Origin of the sequence: Desulfonatronovibrio hydrogenovorans DSM 9292 (assembly GCF_000686525.1) — a bacterium.
Taxonomy (GTDB): domain Bacteria; phylum Desulfobacterota; class Desulfovibrionia; order Desulfovibrionales; family Desulfonatronovibrionaceae; genus Desulfonatronovibrio; species Desulfonatronovibrio hydrogenovorans.
Map to the genome: position 1 here is coordinate 11204 of NZ_JMKT01000012.1, position 15936 is coordinate 27139.

General features: G+C 54.0%; 14 protein-coding genes. 4 read left to right on the forward strand and 10 right to left on the reverse strand.

The window, feature by feature from the left end; genetic code table 11:
• Window positions 1–223 precede the first annotated feature (223 nt).
• From P771_RS0110700 to groES, 3 genes are all read right to left on the reverse strand, one after another.
• A complete protein-coding gene (locus P771_RS0110700; RefSeq protein WP_035244374.1) occupies window positions 224–2827 on the reverse strand; it encodes a cobyric acid synthase in 2604 nt (867 codons plus the stop codon).
• Between the two features lie 107 nt (window positions 2828–2934).
• Window positions 2935–4581 carry a chaperonin GroEL gene (gene groL, locus P771_RS0110705; protein WP_028575140.1) on the reverse strand — a complete coding sequence of 549 codons (1647 nt, stop codon included), beginning with the start codon at window positions 4579–4581 and terminating at the stop codon, window positions 2935–2937.
• A 34-nt stretch (window positions 4582–4615) separates the two neighbouring features.
• Window positions 4616–4903 carry a co-chaperone GroES gene (gene groES, locus P771_RS0110710; RefSeq protein WP_028575141.1) on the reverse strand — a complete coding sequence of 96 codons (288 nt, stop codon included), beginning with the start codon at window positions 4901–4903 and terminating at the stop codon, window positions 4616–4618.
• A 280-nt stretch (window positions 4904–5183) separates the two neighbouring features.
• Between groES and serS the strand changes: the two genes are divergently transcribed.
• Window positions 5184–6458, forward strand: coding sequence for a serine--tRNA ligase (gene serS, locus P771_RS0110720; protein WP_028575142.1), 1275 nt, complete (start codon window positions 5184–5186; stop codon window positions 6456–6458).
• Between the two features lie 26 nt (window positions 6459–6484).
• Here serS and P771_RS0110725 read toward each other — a convergent pair whose 3' ends face one another.
• The 6 genes from P771_RS0110725 to P771_RS0110750 form a co-directional block, all read right to left on the reverse strand.
• Entirely contained in the window at window positions 6485–6664 is a 180-nt protein-coding gene (locus tag P771_RS0110725; RefSeq protein ID WP_028575143.1) for a hypothetical protein, read from the reverse strand.
• 17 nt (window positions 6665–6681) lie between these two features.
• Window positions 6682–7311: an outer membrane lipoprotein periplasmic chaperone LolA gene (gene lolA, locus P771_RS0110730; protein ID WP_028575144.1), complete on the reverse strand. Its 630-nt coding sequence runs from the start codon at window positions 7309–7311 to the stop codon at window positions 6682–6684.
• An 82-nt stretch (window positions 7312–7393) separates the two neighbouring features.
• Window positions 7394–8155 carry a pseudouridine synthase gene (locus tag P771_RS0110735; RefSeq protein ID WP_028575145.1) on the reverse strand — a complete coding sequence of 254 codons (762 nt, stop codon included), beginning with the start codon at window positions 8153–8155 and terminating at the stop codon, window positions 7394–7396.
• Window positions 8152–8925, reverse strand: coding sequence for a DnaJ domain-containing protein (locus P771_RS0110740; protein WP_028575146.1), 774 nt, complete (start codon window positions 8923–8925; stop codon window positions 8152–8154). Before P771_RS0110740 ends, P771_RS0110735 begins: the two co-directional genes overlap by 4 nt.
• 7 nt (window positions 8926–8932) lie before the next feature.
• Window positions 8933–9385: a YkgJ family cysteine cluster protein gene (locus tag P771_RS0110745; protein ID WP_028575147.1), complete on the reverse strand. Its 453-nt coding sequence runs from the start codon at window positions 9383–9385 to the stop codon at window positions 8933–8935.
• The gene (locus P771_RS0110750) at window positions 9382–9810 is read right to left on the reverse strand and encodes a CoA-binding protein (RefSeq protein WP_028575148.1); all 429 of its coding nucleotides are present in this window, start codon (window positions 9808–9810) and stop codon (window positions 9382–9384) included. Before P771_RS0110750 ends, P771_RS0110745 begins: the two co-directional genes overlap by 4 nt.
• Window positions 9811–9858: 48 nt before the next feature.
• Here P771_RS0110750 and mqnC point away from each other — a divergent pair, with 48 nt between their 5' ends.
• The 3 genes from mqnC (at window position 9859) to P771_RS0110765 (ending at window position 14038) form a co-directional block, all read left to right on the forward strand.
• Window positions 9859–10893, forward strand: coding sequence for a cyclic dehypoxanthinyl futalosine synthase (gene mqnC / locus P771_RS0110755; protein WP_035244421.1), 1035 nt, complete (start codon window positions 9859–9861; stop codon window positions 10891–10893).
• A gap of 80 nt (window positions 10894–10973) precedes the next feature.
• Complete coding sequence (locus tag P771_RS17295; protein WP_028575150.1) at window positions 10974–12647, forward strand: two-component system sensor histidine kinase NtrB; 1674 nt, start codon at window positions 10974–10976, stop codon at window positions 12645–12647.
• An 8-nt stretch (window positions 12648–12655) separates the two neighbouring features.
• Window positions 12656–14038: a sigma-54-dependent transcriptional regulator gene (locus P771_RS0110765; RefSeq protein WP_028575151.1), complete on the forward strand. Its 1383-nt coding sequence runs from the start codon at window positions 12656–12658 to the stop codon at window positions 14036–14038.
• Here P771_RS0110765 and P771_RS17300 read toward each other — a convergent pair.
• Entirely contained in the window at window positions 14016–15935 is a 1920-nt protein-coding gene (locus P771_RS17300) for a bifunctional diguanylate cyclase/phosphodiesterase (protein WP_051617272.1), read from the reverse strand. The two genes, P771_RS0110765 and P771_RS17300, sit on opposite strands and share 23 nt — an antisense overlap.
• Window position 15936: the final 1 nt, after the last annotated feature.

Sequence of the window (15936 nt, forward strand, 5' to 3'; positions counted from 1 at the left end):
GAGCTTGAATGCTGGTCAGGTCTGCGAGACCTGCCTGACAAAACTTGTACACCATGGCTGAAAAAGGCGTCAATTCCAGGGAACAGGCCTTTGCAGAAGGAAACAGGGCTGGATAGTGCCCGGAGAACTGTGACTGCGGCTTGGATGGGGGGTGCTGAAAAGGGACAGAGCCAGGCTTCCGGACCAGTCCGGAGGAAGGACCGGTCTGGGAACGGATCAGGATCTAGATGCCAAGAATCCGGTAAATTTGATGCAGGTCCATATTTTCCTCAACAATGGAGGCCAGCCTGTCCAGACAGACATCTATCTGGTAGTGGACCTGGATCCGCTCCAGGGGTTTGAGCCCTTTTCTTTTTCTGATCCGGTCCAGCCAGAATCTTCTGAATTCATCATTATCAAATATCCCGTGGAGGTAAGTCGCCCAGATGTTCAGATGGGGATGGCTTACACCCAGCAGGTCCCCGTGGGTCCGCCTGATTGGTTCAAGCACCGGACTGCAGATCCGGGTCCGGCCATGATGAATTTCATAGCCCTGGACAGGAAAGACCGGGCCTTGGGTCCAGTGGGTGCAGACCTGGCGCAGGACCTTTTGGGGCATGACCCGGGTTTCAACACCCAGGAGCCCCAGACCCTGGGTGGTCTTGTGGTCGGACTCCAGTCCCTGGGGGTCATTTATGTTCAGCCCCAGGATCTGCAGCCCTCCGCAGATCCCGACCACTTCCCTGTTTTTGTGCAGGGCTGAGTCCGAAATCATGCCGGCCAGTCCGGATGAGACCAGGGCCCTGATATCTGAAGCCACATTCTTGGTACCGGGCAGGATAACGGCATCCAGGTCATCCCTGAAGTCTTCCGGCCTGCGGATTACAGTGATCTCTGTGTCTGGTTCCAGGTACAGGGGGTCGAAGTCAGTAAAATTGGAAATATGGGGCAGGTCAATAATGCCGATGCTGACCCAATCGGGTCTGGCTGATGATTTTCCGGACCGGTTGTTTTTAAAGGCAACTGAATCCTCTTCAGGAAGTCCCAGATCCTGAATATAGGGGATGGTACCCAGAACCGGGCAATTCACAGCAGTTTCTGTGTAGCTGATGGCGCTTTGCAGAAGGTCTTTCTGCCCCCTGAATCTGTTAATGACAAGTCCGGTCACCAGTTCTCTCTCCCAGGGTTCCAGGAGTTCCATGGTGCCTACAAATGAAGCAAACACCCCGCCCCGGTCTATGTCTCCCACCAGGATCACCCGGGCCCGGGCATAAAGGGCCATGTTCATGTTGACCAGGTCGTGTCTTTTCAGGTTGATTTCAGCCGGGCTGCCGGCACCCTCCAGGATCATCACATCATATTCAGCTGCCAGTTCGTCGTAGACATCCTTGATTTGGTCAAACAGTCCGGCCTTGTACCTGATATACCCATCCACATTCATGTTGCCCACCGGCTTTCCCAGGACAATGACCTGGGAACCGGTGTCTGAATTGGGCTTAAGAAGGACCGGGTTCATGCGCACATCCGGCTCCAGGCAGCAGGCCCTGGCCTGAACCACCTGGGCCCGGCCCATTTCCAGGCCCTGGATGGTGACATATGAATTAAGGGACATGTTCTGGGATTTGAAGGGGGCAACTTTGACCCCCTGGCGGACAAGGAGCCGGCCCAAAGCAGCCGTGAGCAGGCTTTTTCCGGCTCCGGACGACGTTCCCTGGACCATCAGGGCCGGGGTTTTCCGGGGCTTTAATGCCTTGGATCGGGGTTTCCCGGCCAGACCCTCAAGGATGGAGCAGAGCCGGAGGTTTTGTTCCGGAGTTTTAACGGCCAGGCGAAAAAAGGTGCTGTCCAGGCCTGGAAAATTTTCAGCCTGCCTGATGAGGATCCCTTTTTCCAGAAGCCTGGCTGCCAGTTCTGGAATTTGCAGGGGGCTGCTGACTGCCTGGCAGAGGATGAAGTTGGCCTTGCCCGGATAAAGTCTGAGCCAGGGAATCTGTTCCAGATTCTGGATGAATTCATCCTTGATCCGGGCCAGCTCTACCCTGGACCTGGAGGCAAAATCATCATCCTCCAGACAGACCCTGCCGGCTTCCTGGGCCAGGACATTGACCGACCAGGGCGATATGAACCGAGCCAGCTTCCGGATGTTCTCCGGACTGCCCATGGCCAGGCCCAGTCTTAAGCCTGGAAGGGCGTAAAACTTGGTCAGGGAATAAACCACCACCATATTGTCCAGCCCGGACCCGGCCATGGTTGGACTGGAGGTGAAATCAATAAAGGACTCGTCTATGATGAAAAAGGCCTGGGGGTGGCTGGAGATGAATTTTTCAAGTTCTTTTTTCTCCATGACATGCCCGGTGGGATTGCTGGGCCTGCCCAGATAGACCAGGGAGGCAGCGGACAGATGGGCAGCCAAATCCTCCAGTTGGGGAAAGAGGTCATTTTTCCGGGCAGAAGGAAAAACCTGTACTATCTCCAGGCTGTTTCGCCGGGCTGATTCTGCATAGCCGCTGTAAGCCGGAACAGGGATAACAACCCGGCCCGCCCCAAAGGCCCTGGGGGCGGCGTCGATGATTTCTGTGGCACCGTTTCCGGCCAGGATCATGTTTCTGGGGAGATTGAAGCGCCTGGAAGCTGCCCTGACAAGGCCGGGGCTGCCTGGGCCAGGATAATGGGAAATTTTCCAGAAGTTCTGGGCCAATACTTTGCCTGTTCCGGTCGGAGGCCCCAGGGGGTTGATGCTGGCTGAAAAGTCAATGATCCTGTCCGGACTGCATCCGGCAGCCCGGGCAGCAGCATAGATATTTCCGCCATGTGGATCCCTGAAAGGATGGTTGGTCTGCTCAGCCATAGGAGGAACTGGAATTACCTGGAAAATCCTTTAAACACAACCGGTAAAAACAGAAAGGCCGGGCAAGAGCCCGGCCTTTCTGACAGTATATGTAATAAACAGGCGAATTAATACATTCCGCCCATTCCACCCATTCCACCCATTCCGCCGGGCATGGCTGGGGCATCCTTTTTGTCGTCAGGCTTTTCAGCAATGGCTGCTTCAGTGGTCATAAGCAGAGAGGCCACAGAGGAAGCATTCTGCAGGGCAATGCGCGATACCTTCTTGGGATCGATGACCCCGGCCTTGATCAGGTCTTCGTACTCGCCTGTAGCAGCATTGAAGCCGTTGCCTTCTTTGGAGGACTTGACCTTTTCAATGATCAGGGCACCTTCAAAACCTGCGTTCATGCAGATCTGGCGCAGGGGAGAAACAATGGCATGCCGGATGATTTCGACTCCGGCCTTTTCATCGTCGTCAGCAGGCTTGACCTTGTCCAGGGCGGGCAGGGCACGGATGAAGGCCACGCCTCCTCCGGGTACAATCCCTTCCTCAACAGCAGCTCTGGTGGCGTTGAGGGCATCTTCAACCCTGGCCTTTTTCTCCTTCATTTCGGTCTCAGTGGCTGCGCCGACATTGATAACGGCCACGCCGCCCACGATCTTGGCCAGTCTTTCCTGGAGCTTTTCCCGGTCATAATCAGAAGAGGTCTCTTCGATTTCAGCCCGGATCTGCTTGACCCTGGCCTTGATGTCTTCACTTTTGCCGGCACCGTCAACAATGGTAGTGTTCTCTTTGTCAATGACTACCCGCTTGGCGCTTCCCAGGTCATTGGCAGTCACGTTCTCCAGCTTGATGCCCAGGTCTTCAGATACTACCTGACCGCCGGTCAGAATGGCGATATCCTGGAGCATAGCCTTGCGTCTTTCACCGAATCCAGGAGCCTTGACTGCAGTAACCTGCAGGGTGCCGCGCAGCTTGTTGACCACCAGGGTGGCCAGGGCTTCGCCTTCGATGTCCTCGGAGATGATGACCAGGGGCTTGCTCATTTTGGCAACCTGTTCCAGGACAGGCAGCAGGTCCTTCATGGCCGAGATCTTTTTTTCGCACAAAAGGATCAGGGGTTCGTCCATTTCGCAGACCATTTTTTCAGCATCTGTCACGAAATAGGGGGAGAGGTATCCGCGGTCAAACTGCATGCCTTCCACAACGTCCAGGGTAGTTTCCAGACCCTTGGCTTCTTCAACAGTAATGACCCCTTCCTTGCCCACCTTGTTCATGGCTTCAGCAATGATATTCCCGATGGTGGCGTCGTTGTTGGCGGAAATGGTTCCTACCTGGGCGATTTCCTTTTGATCTCTGGTGGGCTTGGCCACCTTGTCCAGCTCTGCCACAACCGCTTCAACAGCCTTTTCAACGCCCCGCTTGATGGCCATGGGGTTGCGTCCGGCAGCCACAAGCTTTACGCCTTCGTTGAAGATGGCCTGGGCCAGCACTGTGGCAGTAGTGGTTCCGTCACCGGCTACATCACTGGTCTTGGAAGCAACTTCCTTGACCATCTGAGCGCCCATGTTCTCAAATTTGTCTTCAAGTTCGATTTCCTTGGCAACGGTTACTCCGTCCTTGGTGATGGTGGGGGAGCCAAAGGATTTCTCGATTACAACATTTCTTCCCTTGGGTCCCAGGGTGACCTTGACAGCCTCGGCCAGTTTGTCCACGCCCTTCTGAAGCTTTTCGCGGGCTTTTACATCAAACAGTATCTGCTTAGCAGCCATATTATTTCCTCCTTAAATGAATAAAACCGGTTTGTTACTCGATGATGGCCAGGATGTCGTCTTCGCGCATGACCAGGTGTTCCACACCGTCGATCTTGACCTCAGTGCCAGCGTACTTGTTGAAGAGAACCTTGTCTCCGGCCTTGACGGACATGGCTACGCTCTTGCCTTCGTCAGTAGTTTTTCCAGGTCCGGCAGCCACTACTTCACCCTTGATGGGCTTTTCCTTGGCAGTGTCCGGGATAATGATCCCGCCTTTGGTCACTTCTTCTTCCTCAAGACGTTTGACCAGCACTCTGTCGTGCAACGGCTTCAAATTCATAACAATTACCTCCATAAAAATTTTTGATATTTTCTGGGTCAAACAAAACTTTGTGATGTATAAACACACTGCTAGCACTCGTCAAGGGTGAGTGCCAGGATTTTTTTAAAATTCTCAAGCCAAGGGTTTGTTTTGACAAAAGTCCTGTTTTTGGGCAGGCAAATATCCGGATCAATGAGTCATAATTTTTTTGCCGTTAACAGACAGTCCAGATCCGGTCCCCATAAAAAGTCATGGCAGGACCTGGTCAGGCTGATCACAACCTTGCGGAAGGCACGTCATGCTGGACATTAAATTTATTCGAAAAAATCCGGATCTTGTGGCCCGGAGTCTGGAAAAAAGAGGATCTGACCTGGAAATGGAGAACTTTCTCAGGCTTGATGAACAGCGCAGACAGATCATCCAGGAAACCGAGCAGCTGAAGATGGAGCGAAATCAGGCCTCAGCCAGGGTAGCCAGGGCCAAGCAGGAAGGACAGGACCCCGGCCGGCTGCTCCAGGGGCTTGGAGAGCTGTCTTCCAGGATCAAGGATCTTGATTCTGATCTGAAAAAGCTGGACGAACAGGTCCGGGACTGGCTTTTGTCCGTGCCGAATATTGTTCATCAGGACGTACCTGCAGGCAGGACAGAGGAAGATAATGAGGAGTTGAAAAAATGGGGCCAGCCGCCTGAATTCTCCTTTTCTCCCAGGGAGCACTGGGAAATAGGCACAGACCTCAAGGGGCTGGATTTTGAAAGAGCAGCCAGTGTGACCGGCTCCAGGTTCGTGTTTTATTTTGGCTGGGCCGCCCGCATGGAAAGGGCCCTTATCAACTTCATGCTGGATGTGCAGACTGGTGAGCATGGCTATATTGAAACCCTGCCGCCCATGATGGTTAACCGGACCAGCATGACCGCCACTGGACAGCTGCCCAAGTTTGAATCCGATCTGTTCAAGCTGGAGAACTGGGACTACTTTCTGATTCCAACGGCTGAGGTGCCCCTGACCAATATCCACCGGGGAGAGATCCTGTCCGAGGATGAGCTTCCCAAGGGGTTTGCCGCTGTTACAGGGTGCTTCCGTTCTGAAGCCGGGTCTCACGGCAAGGATACCAAGGGAATCATCAGACAGCATCAGTTCAACAAGGTGGAACTGGTCTGGCTGGCCCATCCGGAAAAATCCTATGACCAGCTGGAGATCCTCTTGTCCCATGCTGAAAGGATCCTTCAGCTCCTGGGACTGCATTACCGGGTAGTGACCCTTTGTACCGGGGATCTTGGGTTCGGATCGGCCAAGACCTATGACGTGGAGGTCTGGCTCCCTGGTCAGGGGAAATACCGGGAGATTTCATCCTGCTCCAATTTCGAGGATTTTCAGGCCAGACGGGCTGATATCAGATTCAGGCCGGAAAATGAGAAAAAAACCAGGTTTGTCCACACCCTTAACGGTTCAGGTCTGGCTGTGGGCAGAACCATGGTGGCTATCCTGGAAAATTATCAGCAGGAGGACGGCACAATACTGATCCCGGAAGTTTTAAGGCCCTACATGGGAGGGATCAGGTCCATAGGCGGATAAACAGTAACAGGGCTGCCAGGGCCGGGCTATTCTTCAAAGCTCCGGACAATGGCCTGTTCGCGCCGCAACGGACAGAATGAAGGGGTGAGCTTAGTCTCGGCCGGGATGGCCCTTTTGGGCGGGGTGGACACATTACACTGCATGTCCCTGTTTTCCAGGGTGTTGCAGAATGGACAGTCCAGACATTTTTTGACCACGAATATCATGTTGTTCTCCTGAATAGTTATTCCTGAATGACTTCAGCCCCTGAAGGAGGGACAAAGGTGAATAGGTCCGGCTCCAGTTCAGGGTCCAGATTTATGTTCTCCAGACGCAGCTCATTGCCGTTGCCGAAAAAGTCCACCAGAAGAATCCGGTGCATGAGCCCTTCCTGGTCAGCCCAGATATAAGCCAGGACCAGGCTGGGTTCGGGGTTTTTGGGGATCAGCTTGATCTTGGAAAATCCATCCTCCAGGCCCTGGTCTTCAATCCTGAAATCCTGCCTGAGTTCGGCCTGACCTGAAATAAACCTGAGCATGGTCCTGGAAGTGAGCACTTCATCCGCCTGGTATCTGTAGACGGTTTCTTCCTGGGGGAAATAATTCCACACTGTGTCCTGGTTGACAATAAGAAGTTCCTCCTCAGGGGTCCGGGATTCCCAGCGGACCATCAGGGGCTTTTGAAAAAAGATCTTTCCGGTCAATTCCTCCTGCTCCCGGGTGGCTGCATTGGTCAGGATCTGGACATAGTCGGCTTCAAAGGAATCAATGGCTTCATAGCGCTCCTGAACCAGGTCTGCGGTTTCAGAAAAAGCCCAGGTACTGGTCAGCCCCACAGTCATCAGGCAGAGAAAAAACAAAGTGCAGTATTTCATGGATACTCCTGGATAAAATCAATTTAGTCTTTTTTGATAAGTTTCAGAAGGGCAGCAGTCAACCGGATCACAGACCGGGCAGTCAGTACTGCCGGCTGAGCCCGACACTCTTCCCCAGGGAATAAACCTCACGGGCAGTCAGCCTCCTGCACTTTCCGGTTTTCAGCCCCTGAATACTCAAAGGCCCCTGCCTGATCCTGGTCAGGCTAAGGATGGTCAGGCCCAGATCTGAACACATCCGCCTGATCTGACGGTTTAGTCCCTGGATCAGGGTCATTTCCAGGATGGTGGATCCAGGTCTGGACGAAACAATATCAGCCTGGACCGGAGCCAGCTCCTGCCCGTCCCGGAGAATCATGCCCCTGGCCATGATCCTGAGCTGTTCCGGTGTAACATTTTCCCTGACCTGAACCCGGTAAACCTTGGGGTGTTTCCAGGACGGGTGGGTCAGGCGGTGAGTCAGTTCTCCGTCGTTGGTCAACAAGATAAGGCCCTGGGAAAAAAAGTCCAGCCTGCCCACAGGAAAGAGACGCCTGGAAGCAAGATTCGGCGGCAGCAGGTCCATGACAGTTGTGCGTCCCTGGGGATCAGAGACCGTGGTGACCACCTGGACCGGTTTGTTCATGATGATATAGGTGAAATCTTTTCTGGCTGGTGATTCTGGCTGAATGACCTTTCCCCGGACGGTTATCCGGTCCTTTTGCGGTTCGACCATCATCCCCAGTTCAGTCACGGTCTGGTTGTTGACTGCCACCAGCCCCTGGGAAATGAGCAGGTCTGCCTTGCGCCTGGAACAGATGCCTGCCCCGGCCAGAACTTTGTTCAGTCTGACCAGGGTGCTCATTTGGCCAGAAGCCTCAGGTAAAGATCACCCTTCCAGGGGCCGATCTTGCGGCCCAGCCCCCTGAGCCGGACTGGCCGGCCGACAACATAGTCTTCAGGCAAGGTGATGTTTATGCTCTGGGCCGGACCCGACCATTTACGCTGGACATTGATGCGGATGCTGGACCCGGGTCTGAGCTTGAGCGGGCTTAAGTAAACGGTCTGTTCATCGTCCAGCTGGGATGAGAACCATCTTTTTACTCCATGCAACAGACCCCTGGACAGGTCGATGTCCAGTTTGTGGCGACCCCATTCCAGTTTAAGGCGTCTTGTCTTGACCACGCTGGGACTGGTCTCTTTACCTGTCCTTTTGATCTTCTTGAAAATATCTTCAAAGACCTGCTTGGCAAAAGGATCATTGAGGATATCCTTGAGCACCTCTTCCTGCCGATAAAAGAATTTTCTGCGTCTGTCGCCCTGATCCGAATCAGTCCCGGGTTTGAAGGTTTCCTTTTTTCTGGCTTGGTAAGCCTGCTGCTGGTAAGTTTTGGAGGCAGCCTTTCTGGCAAAGGCTCCGGTCCCTGCCCTGTCTGAGGAGTCATTGTCGGCCAGGTCTTTTCTAAGGGCCACATAAGCAGTGTTGATCCGGTGAAACTTGGACCCTGCCTGGGGATCGTCAGGGTTGAGGTCGGGATGATACTTGAAAGCCAGTTCCCGGTAGGCCTTTTTTACGGCGTCCAGGTCCGAGTCCGGGCTGACACCCAGTATATCGAAGCATTCCCGGATGTTCATAGGTGATTCAGTGTTTTTTGATTCCGGTCAGGTTCAGGGCATTGGCCGGGCTGGTCTGGTTTTCAGCTGAAAGTCCCTGCTGATCAAGATAGTCCAGGCCTTGCCGGACAAAATCAGCAAAGGATATGTCCTGGCTGATGCCTGAACAGTACTGTCTGGCCATTTCAAAGCTGGACTCATCCAGCAGGTTGCCCCGGAAAAAAGGCCAGGCCCGGCAGGGTCCGGGCTTGACCGGGTGAACCATGCATCCTTGGCCAGAGATGAAAAAAAGGCACAGGCCGTCCTGCCCGGCCCGGATAAATGATTTATGGCCCGAGCTTCCCACATACCTGGCCTGGAAATCCAGCAGGTCAAGGTGGAGAAACAAGGCCATGGCCTTTTGGTCTTCAATGGTGGCCACTATTCCGCCCGATCCCCGGCAGCACTGGCCGCACATGGTGCAGGTGAAAGCTTCTTTCAAGTCTGACTCCCCATGAGTCTTAAGTGTTGAGTTTTGATGCACATATCCTGGACTACCAGGACCTGTGCCTTTTTCAAAATGATTTCTGCTTCCAGGGATCTGATGCCCGACTGCATCCAGAAGGCGCTGGGGCGGCAGGAAAGGGCCATGACCTCCCTGGCATGCTCTGGACAATAGCGGGCTGCCCGGAAAAGATCAACAATGTCCACGGCAAAGGGTATGTCCAAAATGGATTTCCAGGTTTCCAGGCCCCACACATTCTGCCTGACCGGGTGAACCGGAACCACCTGGTAACCGGCAGCAATCAGGTAGCGGCCAACCATGTCCACGGGCTGGCCGGCCTTGTCCTTGGCCCCGACAACAGCAATGGTTCTGGCTTTTTGAAAAAGATTTTTCAGGTCTTGATCCCTGACAGGTTCCAGCATAACATCACATCCCGGCTGCTAAATGAAATTCAAAAAAAGGCGATCATCATGCAGAGACTGGACATAGAACAGGCGGAAAAGCTTTGGCAAGAGGAGAATTTATTTACCCTGGGCCGGATGGCCCACCAGACCAGACTGAAACTTCATCCCGAAAACATGGTCACATACATTGTGGACCGGAATATCAACTATACCAATGTCTGTGTTTCAGCCTGCAAATTCTGCGCATTTTTCAAGCCACCCGGACATGAGGATGGTTATGTCCTGAGCTTTGCCGAACTGGGCCGCAAAATATCCGAAACCCTTGAGCTGGGTGGAGGACAGATACTTTTGCAGGGGGGAATGAACCCGGACCTGGATCTTGTATATTACCAGAAGATGCTGGAATTCATCAAGGACAGGTTTCCCCAGCTGGCCGTCCACGGCTTCTCACCTCCGGAGATCTGTTTTCTGGCTGGAGAGGCCGGACTTGCCATAGCCGAGGTCATTTCCAGATTAAAGAAGAGCGGACTTGATTCCATCCCAGGGGGGGGAGCCGAGATTCTGGTGGACCGGGTCAGGACAGAGCTTTCTCCGCGCAAGTGCATGACTGGAAAATGGCTGGAGGTGATGAGAGAGGCCCACAAGCAGGGTCTGAAAACCTCGGCCACCATGATGTTCGGTCATGTGGAGAGTCTGGCTGAAAGAATCAGCCACCTGGACAAGATAAGATCCCTGCAGGATGAGACCCGAGGCTTTACCGCCTTTATTCCCTGGACTTTTCAGCCCGGCAATACCCTGCTGGAGGTTCAGGAGGCCTCTTCGGCTGAATATCTCAAGTTTCTGGCCCTGAGCAGGCTTTTTCTGGATAATGTGCCCAACATCCAGGCCTCATGGGTCACCCAGGGGGCCAGAGTTGGGCAGGCAGCCCTTTTATGGGGGGCCAATGATTTCGGTTCGACCATGATTGAAGAAAACGTGGTAGCAGCGGCAGGGGTGTGTTTTAAAATGCCGGAACCAGAAATGCGGGAGCTGATTCAAAGGGCGGGATTCATACCCCGCAGAAGAAGAATGGATTACACTCTCCTGGCTGAATCCGGGTGACCACGCCCTGGTCCGAACCTGTTAAGGCCAGCATCCAGTACCGGGTACAGGGGATCTCAGCCAGCATCAGGAGTAATTGATTGGATATCGGGATAAGTAGAAAATACGCAGGCACCATGGTCTTTCTGGCTGTTGGGTTGCTTATCCTGGGTCTGGCCCTGATCCTTCTGACCTGGCAGAACCTCAGGCAGCAGCAGGATCACGTCCGGGAACAGCTGGAGGTGACCGGCCGGGCCATCATCAGAAGTGTGGAAGCCAACCTGTACCGGTCCTTTTTCCGGGGCATGGGGCCCAGAAGGTGGGCAGAAAATGGAGATTTCACCGATCTGGCCAGGGACATTCTGGAAGAACTGGTGGCGGATGGGGATGTGGTCTTTCTGGATATGTCCGGACCCATGGGCAGGCTCTTTATTTCCAGAGACGGGGCTGACCCTGAGCTGTTCCGGCCAAGCCCCCAGATGATGGAACAGGCCAGGTCCGGAACGTGGACCGGGATAACCAGGTTCATGGATAAAGAAGTGTTCATCATGGGCATCCCCACCAGGAGGTCCGAATTTCTGATCCGGGGCAGGCACGTTCCAGGAGGAGATCCGGAGCTGGACCAGGGCGGAGTGGTTTTCATAGCCCTGGACATGGCCGGACATCTGGAGCTTTATTCCGGGTACAAAAGGACGATCATCTTTCAGACCCTTTTCACTCTGGGGGCTGTCCTGGTGTTCTGGTTCCTGCTCCTGGCCTATCTGCGCAAAAAGGATCAGGACCGAAAACTTGTCAGTCTCAAGACTTTCCACTCCAGACTGCTGGACAATATGCCTGACGGACTGCTGAGTATGGATCAGGCCGGGATCATAACTGCGGCCAATCCGGCAGCCAGGGAGATCCTGGGCTCAGGGGCAGAGATGGTTGGAGAAAAACTGTCCACGGTCATGGCCCCAGGGCTTGAAATTAACCCCGGCATCGGCTGGATTCAGGCTGACCTGGATGACAAGTCCCTGGAAATACTTGTTCTGCCCATCAAGGAGGAGCAGCAGTCCCTGGTTCTGCTTCGGGACCGGACCAGGATGAAAGAGCTGGAAAAGGATCTGGAGCGGTCCAGGGACCTGGCCACCCTGGGCAGGTTTGCAGCCGGTCTGGCCCATGAGATCAGAAATCCCCTGAGTTCTCTCAAGGGATTTGCCCAGTATTTCCTTCAGAAATTTAAAAAAGATGATCCTGCCCATTCTTATGCCCAAACCATGGTCCGGGAGTCAGACCGACTGAACAGGGTGGTGAGCGACCTGCTCTATCTGGCCAGACCCAGGCCGGTTGATCCGTCCATGCTTCATACGGCAGAGGTCTTTGAGGAAGTCGGCGGTCTTCTGCGGTCTGATCTGGCTGCCAAGGGGTGCAGACTGGAAACCAGGCCGGAAGCGCCCATGGTTTTTGCTGACCGGGATCTGCTCAAGCAGGCTTTGATCAATCTTGTCCTGAACAGTCTGAGTGCCTTGGACGGCCAGGCCGGGCTGATAACCCTCAAGGCCCGGCAATCCGGGAACATGGTGGAAATATCAGTTTCCGACAATGGGCCGGGTATGGATGCTGAAACCCGGAACAGGGCCATGGAACCGTTTTTTTCCACCAGGACCAATGGAACCGGACTGGGACTGGCCATAGTGGAGAGGATTGTCAGAGATCATGGGGGCAGTATCAGGATTGATTCCTCTCCAGGACTTGGGGCCAGAGTCAGTCTGTATTTCAGGGAAAGGCAGGAGTGAGCATGAACATGACGGACAGGCCCAGGTTGCTGGTGGTTGATGACGAATCCGGACACAGGCAGATGATCAGGGCGGTGATGGAAGACGAGGGATATTTGGTCCTGGAAGCAGAAAATGGTCGGGGATGCCTTGAAGTCCTGGCAGAAAGAAATGTGGACGTGGTCATGCTGGACATGAAGATGCCGGTCCTGGACGGGATGGATACCCTTGAAGAGATCAGAAAACTAAAAGACCCCCTCCCGGTGATCATGCTGACTGCCTTTGGCAGTGTAGGCTCTGCTGTTGAAGCCATGAAATCCGGAGCCTTTGACTACCTGACCAAACCGGCGGACATTGACGAACTGAAGGTCGTGGTCAGCAAGGCCTATGACTACAGAATGCTGACCAGGGAAAACGCGGTCCTCAAGGACAAGATTGCCAGCCTCAGAAAAAAGGTCAATATCATTGGTCAAAGCAGGGCCATGAACCGGGTCATGGAGCTGGTGGAGCAGGTCGGACCGACCGAGGCCAATGTCCTCATCCTGGGCGAGTCTGGAACCGGCAAGGAGCTTATTGCCAAGGCCCTGCATGAGGCCAGTGCCAGGAAGGAGGGGCCGATGGTCAAGGTCAATTGCGCAGCCCTCCCCAGTGAACTTCTGGAATCCGAGCTTTTCGGTCACCGCAAGGGGGCCTTTACCGGTGCCTTGCGGGACAAACCAGGCCGATTTCAGCTGGCAGAAAAAGGGACCCTTTTTCTGGACGAAATTGGAGATCTGCCTGTCCAGCTCCAGGCCAAGCTTTTGCGGGCCCTACAGGAACGGGTTGTCGAGCCCCTGGGTTCAGTGGGCGAAGAACAGGTGGATGTCAGGCTGCTGGCCGCCACCAACAAGGACCTGGCTGCAGAGGTCAGGGAGAACAGGTTCAGACAGGATCTCTATTTCCGGCTCAATGTCCTGGAGATCAGGATACCGCCCCTGCGGGACCGTCTGGATGATCTGCCCCTGCTGGTCAACCACTTTGTCAGGGTTCTGGGAGAAAAGAATCGCAAGCAGGTCCGGGGGGTGGACCGTGGCTTTTTGGAAGCCCTTTATGGTTACCACTGGCCAGGGAATGTCCGGGAGCTGGAGAATGTTGTGGAACGGGCCATCATCCTGAGCAGGTCGGATGTTCTTGAGATCTCCGACCTTCCATCCCCGATCCTGGAAGCCGGGCCGGAAAAACCGGGCAGAGAGTCCGGGCCGGGCCCTATGCTGGAGTCAGTGGATAAAGCTGAAAAAAAAGCCCTGGTCAGGGCCCTGGAGGTCAATAATGGACACCGGGAAAAAACAGCCAAAGCCCTGGGTATCAGCAGGAGGTCTCTTCAGTATAAACTTAAAAAACATGGATTGATCAGGCCTTATTCCAGGTCCTGAACCACTGCACGAATTCATCCGCTGGTCCGGGCTTCATAATATGAAAGCCCTGGGCCATGTCGCATCCCATCTGACTGAGGGAGTGGAGAATAGATTTGTTCTCAACCCCTTCAGCCACTATCCTGAGGTCCAGGTTATGGGCCAGGTCTATGATGGACTTGACGATCTTCCGGTCATTCTCATCCTTGTCCATGGATTTGACAAAACTCCGGTCGATCTTGAGCACTTTGACCGGCAGCTCCTTAAGATAGGCAATGGAAGAGTAGCCGGTCCCAAAATCGTCAATACTAAGTCCCACCCCCATCCGGTTCAGGGCGTTCAACACCCTCAGCCCCTTGCCCGGGGAGGTCATGAAGGCACTTTCTGTAATTTCCATTTCAAGCATGGCTGGTGGTATTTTTTCCAGATCCAGGATCTGGAAGACCTGTTCAGGAAGTCCGGAGTCCTGGATGTCCCTGGCAGACAGGTTGATGCTGAGGGGCAGATTGACTCCCAAATTTCTCCAATGGCTTATCTGTTTGGCAGCCATGAGCATAACCCTGTGGGTCAGTTCCTTGATGATGCCCCCCTGTTCGGCCAGAGGTATGAATTCATCAGGCAGGATGAGTCCCCTGGTGGGATGGAGCCATCGGACCAGGGCTTCGGCACCGCAGGGTTCCTGATTGGACAGGCTGATCTTGGGCTGATAAAAAAGGACCAGTTCATTTCTGTCCAGACCCTGTTTGAGTTCACCCATGAGGCTCAGACGGTTGAGACCGGAAGAGTCAAGGTGGGATTCGTAAATGGTGTATCCGGTTTTTTTGCGTTTGGATGCGTACATTGCCACATCAGCCTTGCTTAAAATCTGGCCCAGATTTTTTCCGTCCCTGGGGTAGACGGCAATGCCGATGCTCACATCAAGGACCAGGCTCTGCCTATCCATTTCAAATGGTTCAGCCATGATCCTGATGATTTCGGATGCGGTCTGTCTGGCCCTGGATTCAGCGTCAGGCCCGGATAATATGACTGCAAATTCATCTCCTCCCAGCCTGGCCAGACATTCCTGGTCGTCCATGATCTCCTGAAGCCTGAAGCCCACCTGAACCAGGAGCTTGTCACCCATGTCATGCCCCAGACTTTCATTGACCTCCTTGAACATGTCCAGATCAATGAGGATGAAGGCCACCTGGTGATCCTGGTCTTCTCCCTCGCAGGTCCTGATTTCCTTTTCCAGTTTTTTGAAAATCATGTCCCGGTTAGGAAGGTGGGTCAGCTGGTCGTAGCTGGCCTGGATCTCCAGCTGTCTGGTCCTGTTTAGAACAGACCTTTTGAGCTTGACATTGGCTTCCCTGAAGATCCTGTAAAGTTCAAAGCTTTCCAGGGCATTGGCGCTTCCGGACAGGACGATGCTCAGAAGAGACCATGAGACATCGGGGATTGTGGAAGACTCACCCTTGATGAGACCCACAAACATCCCCCTGATTCTGGAGCTGGTGGACATGACATGGAGGACCACGCTCTGGCCGGGAACCGAAGAAGCAAGTATCAGGGGCCTTTTTTCCTTCATTACCCAGCTGAAAAAACCCTGTTCAATCAGCCTGGAGATCTCTTGGGCGATCCTGTTTTTGGAGTTGGAGGGTTCCCAGTGGGCCGGGAAAAAGTCACTGTCGTTTTCATCCACCAGGTAGATGGCCATGTTGTGAAACCGGATCAGCCTGCAGATCCTGGCGCAGGTTTCCTCCAGGATCAGGGACGGGCTTTCCAGCTTGCTGATGTTGGGCTGAAAATCCATGAGGGATGCAGCCAGCTCAAGGGCGTCCAGAGTGAATCTGTTGATCTCCTCCAGGTGCCGGATCCTCTGTTTGAGGTCTTTTAAGCTCTGCCTGTCCCTGTTGTTTGAGTCGGCTGTCTTGAACATA

What these genes read in the sequence shown, in the direction of transcription:
- P771_RS0110700 (WP_035244374.1), bottom strand. Translation starts at nt 2,827, where the DNA reads ATGGCTGAGCAGACCAACCATCCTTTCAGGGATCCACATGGCGGAAAT.
- P771_RS0110740 (WP_028575146.1), bottom strand. Translation starts at nt 8,925, where the DNA reads ATGAACATCCGGGAATGCTTCGATATACTGGGTGTCAGCCCGGACTCG.
- P771_RS0110750 (WP_028575148.1), bottom strand. Translation starts at nt 9,810, where the DNA reads ATGCTGGAACCTGTCAGGGATCAAGACCTGAAAAATCTTTTTCAAAAA.
- P771_RS0110725 (WP_028575143.1), bottom strand. Translation starts at nt 6,664, where the DNA reads ATGATATTCGTGGTCAAAAAATGTCTGGACTGTCCATTCTGCAACACC.
- serS (WP_028575142.1), top strand. Translation starts at nt 5,184, where the DNA reads ATGCTGGACATTAAATTTATTCGAAAAAATCCGGATCTTGTGGCCCGG.
- lolA (WP_028575144.1), bottom strand. Translation starts at nt 7,311, where the DNA reads ATGAAATACTGCACTTTGTTTTTTCTCTGCCTGATGACTGTGGGGCTG.
- P771_RS0110735 (WP_028575145.1), bottom strand. Translation starts at nt 8,155, where the DNA reads ATGAGCACCCTGGTCAGACTGAACAAAGTTCTGGCCGGGGCAGGCATC.
- groL (WP_028575140.1), bottom strand. Translation starts at nt 4,581, where the DNA reads ATGGCTGCTAAGCAGATACTGTTTGATGTAAAAGCCCGCGAAAAGCTT.
- mqnC (WP_035244421.1), top strand. Translation starts at nt 9,859, where the DNA reads ATGCAGAGACTGGACATAGAACAGGCGGAAAAGCTTTGGCAAGAGGAG.
- P771_RS17300 (WP_051617272.1), bottom strand. Translation starts at nt 15,935, where the DNA reads ATGTTCAAGACAGCCGACTCAAACAACAGGGACAGGCAGAGCTTAAAA.
- groES (WP_028575141.1), bottom strand. Translation starts at nt 4,903, where the DNA reads ATGAATTTGAAGCCGTTGCACGACAGAGTGCTGGTCAAACGTCTTGAG.
- P771_RS0110765 (WP_028575151.1), top strand. Translation starts at nt 12,656, where the DNA reads ATGACGGACAGGCCCAGGTTGCTGGTGGTTGATGACGAATCCGGACAC.